The following is a 19227-nucleotide window of genomic DNA, read 5'->3' as shown; positions in this document are numbered from 1 at the left end:
CTCCGGTCGGCCCGGATAGGCTGGCGCCGCTATGGATTCCCGTACCGGTCTGCCTGTTGTCGGCATGGTGGGTGGCGGCCAGTTGGCCCGGATGACCCACCAGGCCGCGATCGCCCTCGGCCAGTCGCTGCGCGTGCTCGCCCTCACCCCGGACGACGGCGCGGCGCTGGTCGCCGCCGACGTCCAGTACGGCGACCACACCGACCTGGCCGCCCTGCGCATGTTCGCCAAGAGCTGCGACGTGGTCACCTTCGACCACGAGCACGTGCCCACCGAGCACATCCGCACCCTCACCGCCGAGGGGGTGAAGCTGTTCCCGCCCGCCGACGCACTCGTGCACGCCCAGGACAAGCAGGTCATGCGGGAGCGGCTCGGCGGGCTCGGCGCGCCCAATCCGGCGTGGCGACCCGTCACCGTCCCGGCCGACGTGGTGGCCTTCGGCGACGAGGTGGGCTGGCCGGTGATGCTCAAGGCGGCCCGGGGCGGGTACGACGGCCGGGGCGTGTGGCCGGTGGCCGACGCCGCCGTCGCCGACGACCTGGTGCGGACCCTGCTCGACGGCGGGACGACGCTGATCGTCGAGGAGCGGGTGGCGTTGCGCCGGGAGTTGGCGGTGCAGGTGGCCCGCTCGCCGTTCGGGCAGGTCGCGGTCTATCCGGTGGTGGAGACGGTGCAGCGGGACGGCATCTGCGTCGAGGTGCTGGCACCCGCGCCCGACCTCGACGAGGAGCTGGCGGTCTCGGCCCAGCAGCTCGCCATCGACCTGGCCACCGCGCTCGGAGTGGTCGGCCTGCTCGCGGTGGAGCTGTTCGAGGTGGCCGATCCGGCGGCCCCGGGCGGTAGCCGCGTCGTGGTCAACGAGCTGGCGATGCGCCCGCACAACTCCGGGCACTGGACCATCGAGGGCGCCCGGACGTCGCAGTTCGAGCAGCACCTGCGGGCCGTGCTCGACTACCCGATGGGCGACACCGGGCTGACCGCGCCGGTGGTCGTGATGGCGAACGTGCTCGGTGGCGAGCCGGGCGGCATGTCCATCGACGAGCGGCTGCACCACCTCTTCGCCGCCGTACCGACCGCCCGGGTGCACCTGTACGGCAAGCAGGTCCGTCCCGGTCGCAAGATCGGGCACGTCACGGTGCTCGGCGACGACCTGGACGAGGTACGCGCCCGGGCCGCCCGCGCCGCCCGCTGGCTCCGCGACGGCGTGGAGTGACCGTGCGGGACCCGCAGGTGGGAACGAGAGGGAGAACAGCGTGAGCACGGTCGGTGTGATCATGGGTAGCGACTCGGACTGGCCGACCATGAAGGCGGCTGCCGACGTGCTCGCCGAGTTCGAGGTGTCGTACGAGGTCGAGGTGGTCTCGGCCCACCGCACCCCGGTGAAGATGATCGACTACGGTCGGGCCGCCGCCGGACGGGGCATGAAGGTGATCATCGCGGGCGCCGGTGGTGCCGCCCACCTGCCCGGCATGATCGCCTCGGTCACGCCGTTGCCGGTGATCGGCGTACCGGTGCCGTTGAAGCACCTCGACGGACTGGACTCGCTGCTGTCCATCGTGCAGATGCCGGCGGGCGTGCCGGTGGCCACGGTGTCGATCGGCAACGCGCGCAACGCGGCGCTGCTCGCCGTCCGCATCCTGGGCACCGGTGAGCCGGCGTTGCTCGATCGGATGTCGGCGTACCAGGCCGATCTGGAGCAGCTCGTCGCCGAGAAGGACGCGGCCCTGCGCGCTTCGCTGTAGGCGCATGTAAGGAGGGGTCCCCTGCTAACGCCTGGTGCATAGCAGGGGACCCCTCCTAACAACTCCCACCAGAGCGGATCAGCGCATCCCGCGCAGCGCGGTCTGGAGGCGCTCCTGGGCGCGGCGACGCCGTTCGTTGCTGGCGCCGAGCACGAGCAGCAGGAGACCGACCGGGATCAGCACCAGCCACGGCCCGAGGCTGAACAGAGCGTGTACGGCGGCGATGGCGGTGACCACCGCGCCGACGATCACCGGTGCCTGCTGACGGGTCATGGAGCCGAAGACCAGCACCGCCACCGCGCCGAGCAGCAGCAGCACCTGCCGCAGCGTGCTGGAGTCGGTGGCCAGCACGATCGCCAGGGTGGGCAGGAACGCGGCGACCAGCGCCGGCCCGTACGCCACCCAACTGCTCAGATCGGCCCGCTGCCGCAACTCCAGCACACCGACCAGCAGCGCCAGGGCCGCGAACGGCAGCGTGTACGCCTCGGGCAGCGCCACGTCGGCGACCCACATCAGGATCCACCAGGCGGTGATCTCGCAGATCACCACGCCCCAGAACAGGATGCGGCGTTCCACCGGTCGGCGCCCCGGTCGGGTGGCGGCGAGCCCGAGGACCGCACCCCAGGCGGCCAGCAGGGCGGCGATGTGCCGGGGCGAGTCGAAGGCCAGCGCCAGCGCGATGAGTGCGGCGGCGTACCCGCTCCACTCCACCGTTGCCGCCTCGCGCCGTGCCTCCGGGCGACGGAACCGGGGCAGGGCGGCGGCGAAGACCTGTAGGGCCGCGCCGACCGCGAGTACGCCGAACGCCGACCAGACCGGGGCGAGCCCGGCCACCAGCCCGGCGGTGAGCACCAGGAGTTGTGCCTTCAGCGAGGCGAACAGCCACCCGAGGATGCGCGCCCGGGAGGTGGTGCCGTACAGGGCGGCGACCACCCCGACGGCGACCCCACCGGCGAGCGTGAAGAGGGTGAGTTCCCGGGTGGCGAGGCTGCCGGCGAGCCCCGCCCCACCGGCGGCCAGTCCGATCACGAAGACCAGGACCCGGGCCAGCCGGATCGAGCGGGCCCGCTCCTCCAGCGGGGGCGGTGGGGTCAGCGCCAGCCCCAGCATCGAGATGGCGAACACGGTCAACGCCGAGAGGGTGCTCGCCGGCCAACCGCTGCCCAGCGCGATCGGTGCGATCAGCAGGGTCACCGCGGCACCGGGCAGCACGACCGGCACCGCCCGGGTCCGCCGGCCGCCGCTGAATCCGGTGGCGGCCAGCGCTGCGGTCACGGTGAGCAGCAACGCGGTGAGCACATGGGTGGGGTTCACCGCGGCCGGTGGCGGGTTCAGCAGCTCCGGTGGTGGCCCCTGCCAGATGCGGTTGAGCGTGCGGTGCGGGTCGACGAGTGCGGCCAGCAGCGCGGGGGCGATCGAGACCAGCGCCAGGACGACCGGCAGGGTGGCGGCGGCCAGCGCCCCGGCGGCGGGGCTGACCCGCCACCGACGCTGTCCGCCGTCGTCGGGCAGCCGGCGTAGGGCGCCGTCCAGCAGGACCGTCCACCGGCGGACCGGCTGCGCCGCGCCGACCGGTGGCTCGGTGGCGCCCCGGATCAGTTCGGCGAGCACCCCGAGCAAAGCTGCGGCGGCGGCGTACACACCGATCGGCAGGTGCACGGGAACGGCGGCAAGCGCGGTCACGCTCGCCCCGCCGACCACTCCGGCGCTCGCCCAGGGCAGGTACTGCGGGACCTGGCGGCGGACGGCGGCGATCGCGGCCAGTCCGAGACTGGACGCGGCCAGGCCGGCGGTCAGCACCACCTCGGGCGGGTGCCCGAACTCGACGGCCAGGGCGGCGGTGGCGCCGGGCAACGCCAGCAGCGCGGCACCGGTGCCCGCGCCGCCGATCTGCGCCAGGTGCGGCGGCATCCCCTCGACGTGGATGTCGTCGACCAGCGGTTCCGCCATCGACCGGGCGAGCGTCGCCACCGCCGCACCGATCAGCACCACGCTGGCCAGCGCCAGCGCGGTCGTCCACGGCCGGACCAGACCGGCGCCGGTGGCGTGCAGCGCCACCACCCCGGCGGCGGTGATCCGGGACAGCCCGGCCCGGGGGTCGACGGAGGCGACCGCCGCCATGCCGAGGACGGCGGCGACCATCGCACCGAGCACCACCGGCGACCACCAGCTCAGGGTGAACGCGGCGGCTGCGCCGATGGTGGCGAGCACCACCGCCGCGTTGGCGACGTCGTAGCGCCAGGGCGGCGGCAGCAGGATGCCGGCGGCAAGCGCGAGCAGCAGCAGCGCGATCGGCCCCTGCCACGTCGTACCGCCGGTCGGTGCGGCGGGCCAGCCGCTGAGGTCGCCGTTCCAGATCGGCCCGGGGGTGGCCAGCACGCCCACGCCGCCGCGCAGCGCCATCCATCCGGCCAGCAGCCCGATCAGCACCCCACCGACGGCGAGACCGAGCACCGGCCCGCGCCGCCACTGCTCGGGCATGGCCCGCGCGGCCACGGAGACCACCAGGACCAGTGCGGCGGCGACCGCGAGCTGTCCGCCCGGTGCCAGCACCGTGCCGATCCGCAGCAGGGTGGCGACCAGCGCTGCGGTGACCGCTGCGGCGGCCAGGTCGGAGCCGTCCAGCCGGGCGTCGGCGCGACGGCCGCTGTCGATCGACGGGGCCAGGAAGAGCAACACGGCGGAGACCAGCAGCAGCGCACCCACCCAGGCGTCGGCCACGGTGGCGCCCGGCGCGCCGAAGCCGGCGGCGGCGACCACCAGCGCGCCGAGACCGGTACCCACCGACAACGGCGCCGGGAGATGGCGCTGGGACACCTGCACGATGGCCGCGTAGCCGAGGGTGACGCAGACGGCGAGGAAGCTGGCCGCCAGCACCGGCACGGTCACCTCCCGCAGCGCTGCCGGGGTGAGGATCGGGTCGGTGGGCAGGATCGCCGCGACGAAGGCGGCGACCGCTCCGGGCAGGGCGAAGGCCGCCCCTCCGGCGGCCCAGGCGGAGACGGTGTCGGCCGCCGCCGGGGCGAGCCGGATCCGGGGAGCGGCGGCGACGAGGATGCCGGCCAGCACGAGGGCGAGCAGCACGGCGGCGGTCGACGCCGGGCGGGCCAGGGCCGCGCCGGCACCGGCCAGACCGACGCCGGTGGCGGCGATCGCGTGCGCCAGGGCGGCCCGAGGGGTACGCGCGGAGAGGCCGACCGCCCCGATCCCGATCGCGGTCACCACCATCGGCCAGGGTGCCAACGCCCAGGACAGCCCGAAGGAGGCGGGTACGGCGAGCGCGGTCAACGCGGCACCGGTCACCGCGAACTCACGACGGATCTCCGGTGGCAGGGCGAGCACGGCGGCCACGGTCAACAGGAAGGCACTGGTGGCGAGCTGCCAGGAAGCCGGTCCCACCGCAGCCGCCAGTTCGGCCGGGTACCGGTCCAGGTCCGCCGCCCAGGCCGGCAGGGCGGCCTGGAGGGGGGCGAGTCCGGCCCGGAGGGCGCTGCCGGCGACGAGCACCCCGGTGACCGTCAACGCGATCGCGGAGGCGAGCTGCGGGCCACGACGCGCGGATTCCGGCACCGCCCGGACGGCCAGGCCGGTGACCGTGATGACGGCCGCGATCACCAGCAGGGCGCGCCCCGGCAGGGCCACCGAGGCGATCCGGCCGAGCGCGCCGATGACGGCCAGGGTGAGGACGCCCGCGCCGAGGTCGGGTAGCGGCGGACGCCGCAGCACCAGCGTCCCGGCCAGACAGACGGCGGCGGCCAGCAGCAGCACCAGGCCGGCCACGGTGGCGCCCGGCACGGTGGTGGCCCGCACCAGGGCGGTCACCGCGTACGCGACGGCGACCGCGACGGCGACGCCGTGCAGGGCCCAGGTCAGTTCCCGCAGCCCGGGTACCGGTCGCGTCGGCGGGGCGGCCCGCCCGGTGCCGGTGAGGTCCAGCAGCTCACCGGCCTCTTCCGGCGCTCCTTCGGGCCGTCCCTCGGCCTGTCGCTGTCGGGGCGGCTTCGTCCGGCCGAGCGGGACCGGGGTCGGCTCGTCGGGGTTCGACTGCTCCACGGTGACCGGGGAGCGGGCCAGCCAGAGGTCGAGCAAGGCCACCACGGTCAGCACCAACGCCCAGCCGACCGGTCCACTGATCCGGTCGTACGCCAGCAGCGGCACCACCGGTTGCGCGGCCAGGACGGTCGCGAAGCGGGGGGCGCGCAGCCGGGTCCAGCCGGCGTAGCCGACGGAGACGGCGGCGGCGACCGCGAAGATCACTCCGGCGAAGACCGCGCCGGAGGCACCGCCGGCACCGATGGCGTCGACGGTCCAGAGTGCGTACCCGGCCAGCGGCACCAGGAGCAGGCCCACCGCGGCGATGGTCTCGGCGGTGGAGGTGAGTCCACGCCGGACCAGCACCGGCGGGGCGAGCAGCATGAGCACGGTGGCGAGCAGCAGGATGCCGAGCCGGGACAGCGCGTCCATCGAACTGGTCGCGACCACCGCGAAGACCACCGCGGCCACCCCGAGCAGCAGCGCCCCGAGCCCGAGCGGGATGTTCTGCACCTCGCGTGAGGAGGCTTCCGGCGGGTGCTCCGGGTCGTCGGCGTCCAGCCAGACCGGCGCGTCCGGTGGCGGGTCGCCCGCCCCGAAACCGGCACCCTGCCGGGGTACCCGTGGTGGCGCGTCACCGCCGCCCGGCCCGTGCGCCGCCCGTGCGCTGCCGTCGACGGGTTGCTTGCGGGCCGACGTGGCTCCGCCGCCGGGTGGTCTCCGCGACGGCCCGTCGGCGTCGTCGCCACCGAAGCGTGTCGGCCCGTCGGCATCGCCGCCGCCGAAGCGTGTCGGCCCGGTGGCGTCGTCGCCGACGGGCACGCGCGTCGCGCCGGTGGTGCCGTCGCCGGGGGGCATGCGGGCCGTCGAGGTGGCACCGTCGCCCGGTGACGTCCGCGTCGGTCCGGTGTCGCCGTCGGCGGGTTGTCGCCGTGGCGGCGGGGTGGTGCGGTCGGCCGTGGGAGTCGAGGCCGTTGCGGCGGTGCCGTCGCCGGAAGGGGTGCGCGGCGGTCGGCGACGGAGTACGCGGCGCCCCCGGCCGGACTGCTTGAGACGTTCGTCACCCGAGTTGCCGGCGTGCGCGAGGATGTCCCGCTGGAAGATCGCGGCCTGCATCTTGGATGCGAGTTGCCGTTGTTCGCTGGCGATGGCAGCCTCGCGGGCCTTCATCTCCGCGATGGACCGCTCGATGTCCGCCAGGTGCTCGGCCCATTGTGGCTGGTGGGCGCCGCAGCGCGGGCAGCGGACGGCCGGCTTGATCTCCTGGCCGCACGAGGAGCACTGAAAGGTCGCCACGACACCCCTCCACCCGCAGTGTGGATTCCCACTGTCGCAGCATGCCCAATGCGGCCCAGGAATTCGACCGTTGTCGGCGGGTCACACCCGTCCAAGATCAGCAACCCCGAACCGATCCCGCCCAGTCGAGCCCTCCGAGTCAGCTCGCCGTACCCCCCGACGACCCGCCGACCAAAGCGAAGGCCCAGCTCCCACCCCCGCCGGGATGGACCGCCCACGCAGGCTGCGGGACGTCAGGTTCCCGCGGATCCAGATCCCACCCCCGCCGGGGATGGGCCGCCTCACGCAGGCTGCGGGACGTCAGGTTCCCGCGAATCCAGATCCCACCCCCGCCGGGGATGGGCCATCTCACGCAGGCTGCGGGAAGTCAGGTTTTCCGGGGGAGCCCACCCGCGCAGGGATCAAGCCTGACCGCCCGGAGCGGGTGGGTTCCCCCGGAAAACCCACCCCCGAAGAACAAGATCAAGGCCGCCCCATCCCCCGATACTCCCAGCCAGCCTGCGTCCACAGTGCCGAGTCGAGGCAGTTGCGGGCGTCGACCACGCGCCGCCCGGTGACCAGTTCGCCGAGCGCGCTCGGGTCGGCGTTGCGGAAGTCCGCCCACTCGGTGAGGACGCAGACCAGGTCGGCGCCGGTGACCGCCGCGTTGACGTCCGGCTCGTAGCGCAGTTCCGGCACCGCCCGGCGGGCGTTCTCCATGCCCTGCGGGTCGAAGACGTGCACCTCGGCGCCGGCCTTGTGCAGCAGCGCGGCGACGGCGAGAGCGGGTGCGTCGCGTACGTCGTCGGTGTTGGGTTTGAAGGTCGCCCCGAGGACGGCGATGCGGGTGCCGGAGAGGTCCGGGCCGGCCGGGCCGGACCGGCGACCGAGCAGGTCGGCGGCGAGGTGGAGCACGCGGGTCCGGCGACGCAGGTTGATCAGGTCGACCTCGTGCAGGAAGCGCAGCGCCTCACCGGCGCCGAGTTCCTGCGCCCGGGCCTGGAAGGCGCGGATGTCCTTCGGCAGGCAGGCGCCGCCGAAGCCCAGCCCGGACTGGAGGAAACGGTTGCCGATGCGAGGGTCGTACCCGATGGCCTTGGCGAGCTGGGTGACGTCGCCGCCGGCAGCCTCGCACACCTCGGCCATCGCGTTGATGAAGGAGATCTTGGTCGCCAGGAAGGCGTTGGCGGCGACCTTGACCAGCTCGGCGGTGGCGAAGTCGGTGACCACCAGGGGTACCTCGCGGTCCTCCGTGGCGGCCAGGTCGAAGACGCCCTTGTGCGCGGCGTAGAGCATGCCGTTGGCCCAGTCGCTCTTGACGCCGACCACGATCCGGTTCGGCCGGAGCACGTCGTCGACGGCGAAGCCCTCCTGGAGGAACTCCGGGCTCCAGGCCACCTCGACACCCAGGTCCGTGGAGGCGTGCTTGCCCACGAGCTGTTCCACCCACTCGGCGGTGCCGACCGGGACGGTGGACTTGCCGACGATCAGGGCCTTGCGGGTCAGGTGCTGGGCCAGACCGGTGACCGACGCCTCGACGTACGACAGGTCGGCGCCCATGCCGTCGGCGCGCTGCGGGGTGCCGACGCAGATGAAGTGCACGTCGCCGAAGTCGGCGGTCTCGGCGATGTCGGTGCTGAACCGCAGCCGACCGGCGGCCAGGTTACGCCGGAGCAGCTCGTCCAGGCCGGGCTCGTGGATCGGCACCTCGCCCGCGTTGAGCTTGGCGATCTTGTCGGCGTCGACGTCGAATCCCAGCACCTCGTAGCCGAGCTCGGCGTAACAGATGGCGTAGGTCGCGCCGAGGTAGCCAGTGCCCAGGAAGGTCACCCGAGGTCGGGATGCACCCGAGGGGGGTGTCACCGAGGCGATGGCGGGCATCGGCTGGGTGTTCGGGTACGGGATGGTCACGCCTGTCTCTCCGCTCGCACTGGCGGCGCGTGGTCGCGTCGCGGGCCGCTGCGGCGCCTCGGCGGGGCACCGGAGGGGGGTGATTCTGCTGTCTGCACTCCATCATCGCCGACCGGCGTCGATGCTCCGTCCCGGCTCAGCCTACGCGCCGGTAACATGGCTCGAACGGTGGTGGCTATCCTTCAGTCTGCGCGATGGCCGTCCAGGTGACGCTACAGACTGCGCATAGTAGCGGTGAAGGGGAGGGGCCGGCATGCCCGCAGAGCACTCGTTCGATGTGTATCGGTTGCCCGAGGAGCACCAGGCGATCCGGGAAGCCGTCCGTGAGGTCTGTGCGGCGAAGGTGGCGCCGCAGGCTGCCGAGGCCGACGAGACCGGTGAGTTCCCCAAGGCTTCGTACGACGCGTTACGGGCTGCCGACTTCCACGCCCCGCACATCCCCGAGGAGTACGGCGGTGCGGGCGCCGACGCGCTGGCCACCGCGATCGTGATCGAGGAGGTCGCCCGGGCCTGCGCCTCGTCGTCGCTGATCCCGGCGGTGAACAAGCTCGGCACCATGCCGCTGCTGCTGGCCGGCTCCGACGACCTCAAGCGCCGCTACCTGACCCCGGTCGCCGCCGGTGAGGCGATGTTCTCGTACTGCCTCTCCGAGCCGGAGGCCGGCAGCGACGCGGCGTCGATGACCACCCGGGCGGTGCGGGACGGCGACACCTGGGTGCTCAACGGCGTGAAGCGGTGGATCACCAATGCCGGGGTGTCCGAGTTCTACACGGTTTTCGCCGTCACCGACCCGACCGCGCGGTCGCGGGGCATCTCCGCCTTCGTGGTCGAGAAGTCCGATCCGGGGGTCAGTTTCGGTGCTCCGGAGAAGAAGTTGGGCATCAAGGGCTCGCCGACCCGCGAGGTCTACCTGGACAACGTCCGGATCCCGGCCGACCGGATCATCGGCGCCGAGGGGACCGGGTTCGGCACCGCGATGAAGACCCTGGACCACACCCGGGTCACCATCGCCGCGCAGGCGCTCGGCATCGCGCAGGGTGCGCTGGACTACGCCAAGGGGTACGTGGCCGAGCGTAAGCAGTTCGGCAAGGCGATCGCCGAGTTCCAGGGTGTGCAGTTCATGCTCGCCGACATGGGCATGAAGCTGGAGGCGGCGCGGCAGCTCACGTACGCGGCGGCCGGCAAGTCGGAGCGGGGTGACGCCGACCTGACGTACTTCGGTGCGGCGGCGAAGTGCTTCGCCTCGGACGCCGCGATGGAGATCACCACCGACGCGGTGCAGTTGCTCGGCGGCTACGGCTACACCCGGGACTACCCGGTCGAGCGGATGATGCGGGACGCCAAGATCACGCAGATCTACGAGGGCACCAACCAGGTGCAGCGCATCGTGATGGCCCGCCAGCTGCTCAAGGACTGACGACGGAGGGCTCTGCCCGGTGGCACACGGCCACCGGGCGGAGCCCTTCTCTCCGTTCGATCAGTTGCGCGCGTCGTCCTGTCGCGGCAGGCCGCCAGGCGGTGCCGACCAGGGCGACGTCCCACTGGTACGCCGGGGCAGCGGCTCGGTCGGCGTGTCGTCCGGGTCCGGGTAGCCGAGGCTCAGCGGCTCGGTGTCCCGTTCCGCCGACTGCGGCGGCGGCCACTCGGTCACCGGCAGGTCCTGGGTCGTCGCCTCGGCCGGCGGCGGCACCACCGGTGCGGGCCTCGGCCAGCGCCGCCACCGCTGCCCGCTGAACGTCGCCATCAGCAGCAGCAGGCCGATCAGGAACAGGGTGCCGTTCTGCACCGGCAGCCGCAGCGGCAGCGGGTCGCCGAGGAACTCCCAGTCGGCCGGGATGCGCTCGCGGACCCGGAAGGGCGCGACGAACAGCCCGACGTACGGGGTGATCAGCAGCAGCCCGGCCACCAGCGGGCCGAGCGGTGAGATGCGCAGTGTGCCGAGCAGGCCCAACACGATGCCGCCGACGGCGAGATAGACGGCCGGTTCGATCAGGTTGGCCGTGTTCGAGGTGCCGATCTCCACCCACCGGTCGACTGTGCCGGCCGACCCGTCCTGCCCCAGGGTGACCAGCACCCAGGTGACCGGTGCCACCACCAGCCCGGCGAGGAAGCTCCACAGATGTCGCATCCGCGCACCGTACCGTTTCCGCCATGACCGAGCACCCCTCCGCCGCGCCACCGGGCAAGCCGACGTCGTACTCCCGCGTGACCCTCAGCCGAATCATGACGGCGGTGGACGTGAACCTCTACGGCACCGTGCACGGCGGGGTGCTGATGAAGTTCGTGGACGACGTCGCCGGTGCCGCCGCGGCCCGGCACAGCGGGGGTACGGCGGTCACCGCCGCGATCGACGAGATCGTCTTCTCCGAGCCGGTCCGGGTCGGTGACCTGATCCACGCGTACGCCCAGATCAACTGGACCGGGTCGACGTCGATGGAGGTCGGCGTACGGGTGATGGCCGAGCGCTGGGACTCGGCCGAGGCGGAGCCGGTGCGGGTGGCCACCGCGTACCTCGTCTTCGTCGGCGTGGAGGTGGGCGGCGCGCCACGGGCGGTGCGGCCGGTGCTGCCGGAGACGGCGGAGGACAGCCGTCGCTGGCGTGAGGCGGAGATCCGCCGGGCGCACCGGCTCGCCCGCCGCCGCGCCATCCAGCACGCGCGGAGCGAGTCCGGCTGAGCGGTTGTCGTGGCCTGCTGCGTTAGCAGGGGACCCCGGTACTACCGCAGGCGTTAACAAGGTGCCCTTCCTTACATCCGGGCGCACCGGTGACGGCAGCGGATGCGCGACGGTAGGGCAGGATGACGCCACGGCCCACCGCACAGCGTCGTGCCGGGCCAGGGGAGGAGTGGACCAGTGACGGACGTGCTGTGGACGCCGCCGGCGGACGTGCTCCAGCGCTCACGCATCGGGACGTACCTGCGGTGGCTCGCCGAGAACCGGGGGCTCGATTTCGCCGACTACGACGCGCTGTGGCGGTGGTCGGTCACCGACCTGGACGCCTTCTGGCGCTCGATCTGGGACCACTTCGAGGTCGTCGCGCACACCCCGCCGACCGCCACCCTGGGCGCCCGCGACATGCCGGGGGCCCGGTGGTTCCCCGACGCCACGCTCAACTACGCCGAGAACGTGCTGCGCATGCCCGGCCGCGCCGACGACGACCCGGTGGTGATCGCGCACTCGCAGACCCGTGCCCCGGTCACCCTGACCGCCGCCGAACTGCGCGACCAGGTCCGCCGGGTGGCCGCCGGGCTGCGCCGGCTCGGCGTGGGCACCGGCGACCGGGTGGCCGCGTACGCACCGAACATCCCCGAGACGTACGTGCTGCTGCTGGCGACGGCCAGCCTCGGGGCGATCTTCTCCTCGTGCGCGCCGGAGTTCGGCACCCGCAGTGTCACCGACCGCTGGCAGCAGATCGAGCCGACCGTACTGGTCGCGGTGGACGGCTACCGCTACGGCGACAAGCCGGTGGACCGGCGTACCGAGGTGGCCGCGATCCGCGCCGCGCTGCCGTCGCTGCGGCACACGGTGAGCATCGCCTACCTCGACCCGGCGGCCCCGGCCCCGGCCGGCGCGCTCTCCTGGGCCGAGCTGGCGGCGGAGACCGACGAACCGGCGACGTTCACCCCGGTCCCGTTCGACCATCCGCTGTACGTGCTCTACTCCTCGGGCACCACCGGGTTGCCCAAGCCGATCGTGCACGGGCACGGCGGCATCCTGCTGGAACACCTCAAGATGCTCGCCCTGCACCACGACCTCGGTCCCGCCGACCGGTTCTTCTGGTTCACCACCACCGGCTGGATGATGTGGAACTTCCTGGTCTCCGGCCCGGCGGTGGGCACGACGATCGTGCTGTTCGACGGCAACCCGGGCCACCCGGACCTGGGCGGGCTGTGGCGGCTCGCCGAGGAGACCGGCACCACCTACTTCGGCACCTCGGCGCCGTACCTGCTGGCCTGTCGCAAGGCGGGCCTGGCCCCGCGTGAGATCGCCGACCTGTCCGCGCTGCGCGGGCTGGGTTCGACCGGTGCGCCGCTGCCCGCCGAGGGCTTCACCTGGGTGTACGAGACGGTCGGCACCGACCTGCAACTCCAGTCGCTGTCCGGTGGCACCGACGTGTGCACCGGCTTCGTCGGCGGCGTGCCGCTGCTGCCGGTGCACGCCGGTGAGATCACCTGCCGGGCGCTCGGCGCCAGGGTGGAGGCCCGCTCGGCCGACGGCACCCCGGTCATCGGCGAACTGGGCGAACTGGTCATCACCGCGCCGATGCCGAGCATGCCGGTGGGCTTCTGGAACGACCCCGACGGGACCCGCTACCGGGAGGCGTACTTCGACGTCTACCCCGGAGTCTGGCGGCACGGCGACTGGATCACCATCAACGCGCGCGGTGGTTGCGTGATCACCGGTCGATCCGACGCCACCCTGAACCGGGGCGGCGTACGCCTGGGCACCGCCGAGTTCTACTCCGTGGTGGAGGGGCTGGACGAGGTCGTCGACTCGGTGGTCGTACACCTGGAGGACGACGAGGGCGGCGCCGGTGAGCTGCTGCTCTTCGTGGTCCTCGCCGACGGCCTCACCCTCGACGACGATCTGCGCGCGACGATCTGCCGCGAGCTGCGCACCGCCCTCTCACCCCGGCACGTCCCCGACGAGATCCACCAGGTGCGCGCGGTGCCCCGGACCCTGTCGGCGAAGAAGCTGGAGGTACCGGTCAAGAAGATCCTCACCGGTACCCCGGTCGACCAGGCCGCCGCCAAGGGCGCCCTGGCCAACCCCGACTCCCTGACCGCCTTCGCCACCCTCGCCCAATCCCGCCCCACCCCCTAACCACCCCACCCCACCCCACCCCACCCCAGCCGCCGCCCTCCCCGCCCTCCCCGCCGCCCCCGCCTCCCCGCCGCCCGCCCCTCCCCGCCGCGTTGATCAAGAGGTTTGCGTCCAAATCCCGCCCGTCCCCGATGCAAACCTCTTGATCAACGCGCCCCCCACACCTGCCGCGCGCCGCTCGCCCCGCCTCGCCCTGACTGCCCCGTCGATCATGGACTCGGGGCGAGGGCGAAAGGGGTGAATGTGGGCGGAACGTCGGCCACAGCTCCATGATCGACGGAGGAGGGGAAGACGTGCGGAGTGCCGGCGCGGCACGGTGGGCGGGGGCAGGGCGGCGGGGGCGGGTGTGGGGCGGGGAAGGCGGGGAGCGGGGGGAAGGGGCTCAGGGGAGGGTTCGGGTGGCTTTTTCGGTGGTGGCTCGGGTGGGTAGTCGGGTGTGGTCGGGGTGGGCGCAGAGGACGGTCGACGCGCGGGCGGTGAGCGGGGCGAGCAGCCAGTCGACCGGGTCGGGCAGGGCGTCCACGTCGATCAGGACCCGCTCGCCCGGGGAGATGCCCAACTCGGTCGCGCGGGCGGTCGCCCGCTCACGCAGCGTGACGTGGCCCGGTCCGCCGGGCGGGTACGCGCCGAAGTGGTCGCCGTGGGCGCGTACCTCGGTCACGTAGTCGGCGAAGCCGGACGGCACCTCCCGCAGCGGCAGCGCGAACGGGTGCAGGGCGAGCGCGTACCGGTCGGCGGCCGACCAGGCGTCCGCCTCGGCGGCCCGGTCGGCGGTGGCGAACAGGACGTCCACGGCACCCGGTCGATCGGCCACGGTCAGGCCGGCCGACCAGCAGCCGAGCAGCACGGCGGCGGTCTGCCAGTGTGGTGGCAGCAGCACCGCCGCAGTGTCACCGGGCCCGAGCGACAGTTCGTCGACGAGCAGGTTGGCGGTCTTGGCCACCCAGTTCGTCAACGTGGCGCCGGAGAGTTCGGTGCGTTCACCGGTCGCGTCGTCGTACCAGGTGAGCAGCGGTCGGGTCGGGTCGGTCGCGATCGCGTCGGGCAGGACGCGGGCAATGTTGTCGGCCATCGGCGCGAACGATACGCCGCCGCCGCGCGTACTCGATGACAGTCACAAGTCGGCGAACCGTCGGGTCGGAGTCAGCGTCCGTACTCGGCACCGGCGTAGGCTTGCCCGAAGTGTTGTTCCCCACAGTCCCGCCACCACAAGGAGTCGCCCCGTGACCGCCGGTCGCCCGCCCCGCGTGCTCATCGACGCCACGAGTGTCCCCGCCGACCGCGGGGGCGTCGGTAGATACGTCGACGGTCTGCTCGGCGCCCTCGGCAAGGTGTGCGGGTCGGCGGTGGAACTGGTCGTGGTCAGTCTCCGCACCGACCTGGACCGCTATCGCCGGATGCTGCCCGGAGCCGAGATCGTCCCCGCTCCCGCCGCCGTCGCGCACCGTCCCGCCCGGCTCGCCTGGGAGCAGACCGGCCTGCCCCTGCTCGCGCAGCAGGTCGGTGCCGAGGTGCTGCACTCGCCCTTCTACACCTGCCCGTTGCGGGCCGGCTGCCCGGTCACGGTGACCCTGCACGACGCGACCTTCTTCACCGAGCCGGAGCACTACGACAAGTCCCGCCGGACGTTCTTCCGCAGCGCGATCAAGACCTCGCTGCGCCGCGCCAACCGGGTGATCGTGCCGAGCAAGGCCACCCGGGACGAGCTGATCCGGCTGCTGGACGCCGATCCGACCCGGATCGACGTGGCCTACCACGGTGTCGACCAGGACGCCTTCCACGCCCCCGGCGACGAGGAGAAGGCCCGGGTACGCGCCCGGCTGGGCCTGGGTGGCAGCAGCTACGTGGCCTTCCACGGCGCGAAGGAGCCGCGTAAGAACGTGCCGAACCTGATCCGTGGGTGGGCCCGGGCGGTCACCGACCGGGAGGACCCGCCGGCCCTGGTGATCGCCGGTGGTCAGGGGCACGACGACGACATCGACCGGGCCGCCGCCGAGGTGCCGTCGCACCTGCGGCTGCTGCGCCCCGGTTATCTGCGGTACGCCGACCTGCCCGGTTTCCTCGGCGGTGCCCTGGTGGCCGCGTATCCGTCCTACGGGGAGGGTTTCGGTCTGCCGGTGCTGGAGGCGATGGCGTGCGCCGCACCGGTGCTCACCACGCCCCGGCTCTCCCTGCCCGAGGTGGGCGGTGAGGCGGTGGCGTACACCAGTGAGGACCCGGACCAGATCGCCACCGACCTGGTCGCGCTGCTCGACGACGAGCCGCGTCGGTTGTCGCTGGCCAAGGCCGGACTCGACCGGGCCAAGGAGTTCACCTGGGAGTCGAGCGCCGAGGTGCACATCGCCGCCTGGTCACGAGTACGCGCCTGACGGTGGCAACCCGGCACCCGGAGCGGGCGGTTCGGGCATGATGTCCTGGTGATCTATGTCGTCATTCCGGCGGGTGGCAGTGGCACAAGGTTGTGGCCGTTGTCCCGCTCCGGCCATCCCAAGTTCCTCCACCCGTTCACCGGCACCCCGGCCTCGTTGCTCCAGGCGACGGTGGAGCGGGCGGCGCCGCTGACCACTCCGGAGCGGACCATGGTGGTCACCGGAGCCGCGCACGCGGCGGCGGTGGCCCGCCAGTTGACCGGGCTCCCCGAGGAGAACATCCTCATCGAACCGTCGCCGCGGGACTCCTGCGCGGCCATCGCGCTGGCCGCGGCGGTGATCGCGGTGCGGGACCCGGACGCGGTGATGGGGTCGTTCGCGGCGGACCACCTCATCGGTCAGCCCGAGCGGTGGGTGGAGACGGTCGAGGCAGCGGTCCGGGGCGCGGACCAGGGTCTGCTGATGACCGTCGGGATCACCCCGACCCGGGCGGAGACCGGCTACGGGTACCTCCAGACCGGTGATCCGGTGGGTGACGGTCCGATGCGTCCGGTCGTCGAGTTCAAGGAGAAGCCGAACGCCGAGGTCGCCGAGGCGTACGTCCGGTCCGGTCGGTATCTGTGGAACGCCGGCATGTTCGTCTGGCGGGTGTCGGCGTTCCTCGCCGAGCTGGCCCGCCAGCAGCCCGCCCTGCACACCGGCGTGACCGCGATCGCGGCGGTGTGGGGCACCCCCGAGCAGGACGACGTGCTCGGCGCGGTCTGGCCGACGCTGCCGAAGATCTCGGTCGACTACGCGGTGATGGAGGGCGCGGCGAGCGCCGGTCGGGTCGCCACGGTGCCGGGCGACTTCCGCTGGAACGACGTGGGCGACTTCCACACCCTCGGTGAGGTGTTGCCGACCGACGACGCCGGCAACGTGGTGATCGGTGGCGACGTCAAGGCCGAGGTGCTGTTGCGCGACAGCAGCGGGTGTGTGGTGGTGCCGCAGTCCGGGCGGATGGTGGCCGGCGTCGGCGTGCGCGACCTGATCGTGGTCGACACGCCGGACGCGTTGCTGGTCTGCCCGCGCGATCGCGCCCAGGACGTCAAGGCGATCGTGGACGAACTCAAGGCGCGAGGTGAGGACCGGCTCGTCTGAACGCGGCCAGTCCGGGTGGCATGAGCCGTGCGGTCCCGCCGGCCAGCGGTTGCGGCAGTTGGTCCGGCGGGAACCAGCCGAGCGCCTCGGACTCCGCGCTGACCGTCTCGACCGCGCCGGGCGGGGCGATGACGGCGAAGCGTACGTCGTGGTGCAGGGAACCGCCCTGGCAGCCGACCTCGTGCACGTCCACGTCGATCGGCACCGGGTCCACCCGCAGGCCGGTGATGCCGGACTCCTCGGTCGCCTCGCGGAGCGCGGCCCCGGCCAGTGTCCGGTCGCCCGACTCGCAGTGCCCGCCGAGCTGCACCCAGCGGTGGAACTTGCGGTGCAGGCAGAGCAGCACGCGGGTGCCGGTCGAGTCGAACAGCAGGGCGCTGGCGGTGACGTGTCCGGCCCGGTGCTCGCGGCTCATCGCGACCGGTCCGGCGGTCAGCAGGTCGAGAGTGCGGTCCCGGGCGGTCGCGGCGTCCGGGCTGGTCGGCGTCCATCCGGTGAGGACCGCCGACGCGTCGGTGTGCAGTGCGGCCCAACCGTGCTCCGGGGCCTGCGGGTGCTCCTCGGTCGCGTGAGGCGTCGACACGGCCCCTCCTTCCGTCCCGCACAGCGTACGGGCGGGTGGGAGGGGAGTTGCGGGGCGGGACGGTGGACGACCGGGCGGCACCCCTGCGGAAGCGTGAGCCGCAGACCCTCGTGCGGTGCCACCCGGTCGAGCCGTCCTGCGGCCCCCGGACTCCGCAGTGGCGGCACGCGATGCGTGCTGTCCCTGCGGCACGCAGAGCATGGCGGACCCGTGCGGCGCGAGTCGAGGTCTTTTAGCCCACGCTTAACAGACCAAGGCGATGTGTCCCAGGTAAAGTGCCTAGCGTCGCCGGGCGTCCCTCGGTCGGGTGACGGGGAGCCGTTCCATGCTGAAGATCCACTTCTCCGGCGAGGACATCCTCCGGACCAGAGTCGCTCCGGCTGCGGACCCGATCTGGGAAGTGGTGCTGAGCCTGCACCTGCTGCCCGGACGCAGCCGGGACCCACTGCTCGCCGGTTGGCGACGTGAGGTCATGCGCGGCCTGCGCCGGCAGGATGACGCCGACGGGCTGCGGCTGCTGCTGGCGTTGAACCCGCCGCGTGGCTACTTCCCGGACTTCCTCACCCCGCACGAGAGCGTGGGCGGGTTCGAGGCCGGGATGGAGGCGCTGCGGCGTACCCCTGCCACCCTGCTGCACCGCGACCTGAGCCGGCTGGCCAGCGGTCGGAGCCTGCCCACCGGGGCCGACGCCGTGGCCCGGGGCGAGCCGCGGGCGCTGGAAGACCTGACCGATGCCATGAGCCGGTACCGCGACCTGGCGCTCGGTCCCTACTGGGAGCGGGTGCAGGCGGCGGTGGACGCCGACCGGAACCGGCGGGCGCGGGCCATGCTCGACGGCGGGATCGAGGGTCTGCTGACCTCCCTGCGGCCCGGCGTGCGCTGGGAGTCCGGCGTGCTGCACATCCCCGACTATCCGAACAGCCGTGAACTGCACCTGCTGGGGCGGGGGCTGCTGCTGGTGCCGTCGTTCTTCTGCGCGAAGACACCGGTGGCGCTGGTCGACCCGGAGCTGCCGCCGGTGCTGGTCTATCCGGTGGACCGGCTGGGTGGACTCGTCGTCGACGGGGCCGACGGCGCCGGCACCGGCCGTACGGCGCTGGCGGCGCTGCTCGGCCGGACCCGGGCGGCGGTCCTGGCCGCCACCGACGGCGGGTGCAGCACGGGCGAGCTGGCCCGCCGGTTGCGGATCTCGGCGGCGGCGGCCAGCCAGCACACCACCGTGCTGCGCAACGCCGGCCTGCTGGTGAGCCACCGCGACCGCAACACCGTCCTGCACACCCCCACCCCGCTGGGCCGCGCCCTGCTCAACCCCTGATCGAGCGGAACCGGCGGTCGGCTCTCGACCGGGCGG

At 73.2% G+C, this 19227-nt stretch carries 12 protein-coding genes and 2 pseudogenes; 8 read left to right on the top strand and 6 right to left on the bottom strand.

The window, feature by feature from the left end:
• The first annotated feature begins 31 nt into the window (after positions 1-31).
• Positions 32-1213, top strand: a complete 1182-nt coding sequence (locus ACFYTT_RS06805) for a 5-(carboxyamino)imidazole ribonucleotide synthase (RefSeq protein ID WP_131053393.1) — start codon at positions 32-34, stop codon at positions 1211-1213.
• Between the two features lie 40 nt (positions 1214-1253).
• On the top strand, positions 1254-1742 hold the full coding sequence (gene purE, locus ACFYTT_RS06800; protein WP_131053394.1) for a 5-(carboxyamino)imidazole ribonucleotide mutase: 489 nt from the start codon (positions 1254-1256) through the stop codon (positions 1740-1742).
• A 78-nt stretch (positions 1743-1820) separates the two neighbouring features.
• Here purE and ACFYTT_RS06795 read toward each other — a convergent pair.
• From ACFYTT_RS06795 to ACFYTT_RS06785, 3 genes and pseudogenes are all read right to left on the bottom strand, one after another.
• A pseudogene (locus ACFYTT_RS06795) lies at positions 1821-5741 on the bottom strand (SCO7613 C-terminal domain-containing membrane protein); the annotation flags it as partial.
• A gap of 54 nt (positions 5742-5795) precedes the next feature.
• Positions 5796-7070: pseudogene (locus ACFYTT_RS06790) on the bottom strand (hypothetical protein); the annotation flags it as partial.
• A gap of 462 nt (positions 7071-7532) precedes the next feature.
• Positions 7533-8960 carry a UDP-glucose/GDP-mannose dehydrogenase family protein gene (locus tag ACFYTT_RS06785; RefSeq protein ID WP_131057222.1) on the bottom strand — a complete coding sequence of 476 codons (1428 nt, stop codon included), beginning with the start codon at positions 8958-8960 and terminating at the stop codon, positions 7533-7535.
• 253 nt (positions 8961-9213) lie between these two features.
• Between ACFYTT_RS06785 and ACFYTT_RS06780 the strand changes: the two genes are divergently transcribed.
• Positions 9214-10377 (top strand): acyl-CoA dehydrogenase family protein, encoded by a 1164-nt coding sequence (locus tag ACFYTT_RS06780; protein WP_387258008.1) that lies wholly within the window; start codon positions 9214-9216, stop codon positions 10375-10377.
• 60 nt (positions 10378-10437) lie between these two features.
• Here ACFYTT_RS06780 and ACFYTT_RS06775 read toward each other — a convergent pair whose 3' ends face one another.
• On the bottom strand, positions 10438-11088 hold the full coding sequence (locus ACFYTT_RS06775) for a hypothetical protein (protein ID WP_176092701.1): 651 nt from the start codon (positions 11086-11088) through the stop codon (positions 10438-10440).
• 23 nt (positions 11089-11111) lie between these two features.
• On the opposite strand from ACFYTT_RS06775, the gene ACFYTT_RS06770 reads away from it, so the two are divergent.
• Positions 11112-11636 (top strand): acyl-CoA thioesterase, encoded by a 525-nt coding sequence (locus tag ACFYTT_RS06770; protein ID WP_131057119.1) that lies wholly within the window; start codon positions 11112-11114, stop codon positions 11634-11636.
• 177 nt (positions 11637-11813) lie between these two features.
• Positions 11814-13784, top strand: a complete 1971-nt coding sequence (locus tag ACFYTT_RS06765; RefSeq protein ID WP_176092703.1) for an acetoacetate--CoA ligase — start codon at positions 11814-11816, stop codon at positions 13782-13784.
• A 382-nt stretch (positions 13785-14166) separates the two neighbouring features.
• Here ACFYTT_RS06765 and ACFYTT_RS06760 read toward each other — a convergent pair whose 3' ends face one another.
• Positions 14167-14856: a TIGR03089 family protein gene (locus tag ACFYTT_RS06760; RefSeq protein ID WP_176092704.1), complete on the bottom strand. Its 690-nt coding sequence runs from the start codon at positions 14854-14856 to the stop codon at positions 14167-14169.
• A 151-nt stretch (positions 14857-15007) separates the two neighbouring features.
• On the opposite strand from ACFYTT_RS06760, the gene ACFYTT_RS06755 reads away from it, so the two are divergent.
• Complete coding sequence (locus ACFYTT_RS06755; RefSeq protein ID WP_131055950.1) at positions 15008-16153, top strand: glycosyltransferase family 1 protein; 1146 nt, start codon at positions 15008-15010, stop codon at positions 16151-16153.
• A gap of 48 nt (positions 16154-16201) precedes the next feature.
• Positions 16202-17293, top strand: a complete 1092-nt coding sequence (locus tag ACFYTT_RS06750; protein WP_131055952.1) for a mannose-1-phosphate guanylyltransferase — start codon at positions 16202-16204, stop codon at positions 17291-17293.
• Here ACFYTT_RS06750 and ACFYTT_RS06745 read toward each other — a convergent pair.
• Positions 17262-17876: an NUDIX hydrolase gene (locus tag ACFYTT_RS06745; RefSeq protein ID WP_176092705.1), complete on the bottom strand. Its 615-nt coding sequence runs from the start codon at positions 17874-17876 to the stop codon at positions 17262-17264. The two genes, ACFYTT_RS06750 and ACFYTT_RS06745, sit on opposite strands and share 32 nt — an antisense overlap.
• 325 nt (positions 17877-18201) lie before the next feature.
• On the opposite strand from ACFYTT_RS06745, the gene ACFYTT_RS06740 reads away from it, so the two are divergent.
• On the top strand, positions 18202-19191 hold the full coding sequence (locus ACFYTT_RS06740) for a helix-turn-helix transcriptional regulator (protein WP_176092706.1): 990 nt from the start codon (positions 18202-18204) through the stop codon (positions 19189-19191).
• Positions 19192-19227: the final 36 nt, after the last annotated feature.

Source organism: Micromonospora sp. NPDC003816 (assembly GCF_042874705.1).
Lineage (GTDB): Bacteria > Actinomycetota > Actinomycetes > Mycobacteriales > Micromonosporaceae > Micromonospora.
This window is presented reverse-complemented; position numbering and strand designations above follow the sequence as displayed.

Coding starts and splice junctions, on each gene's coding strand:
- ACFYTT_RS06805 (WP_131053393.1), top strand. CDS start 32: ATGGATTCCCGTACCGGTCTGCCTGTTGTCGGCATGGTGGGTGGCGGC.
- ACFYTT_RS06780 (WP_387258008.1), top strand. CDS start 9,214: ATGCCCGCAGAGCACTCGTTCGATGTGTATCGGTTGCCCGAGGAGCAC.
- ACFYTT_RS06775 (WP_176092701.1), bottom strand. CDS start 11,088: ATGCGACATCTGTGGAGCTTCCTCGCCGGGCTGGTGGTGGCACCGGTC.
- ACFYTT_RS06770 (WP_131057119.1), top strand. CDS start 11,112: ATGACCGAGCACCCCTCCGCCGCGCCACCGGGCAAGCCGACGTCGTAC.
- ACFYTT_RS06760 (WP_176092704.1), bottom strand. CDS start 14,856: ATGGCCGACAACATTGCCCGCGTCCTGCCCGACGCGATCGCGACCGAC.
- ACFYTT_RS06740 (WP_176092706.1), top strand. CDS start 18,202: ATGCTGAAGATCCACTTCTCCGGCGAGGACATCCTCCGGACCAGAGTC.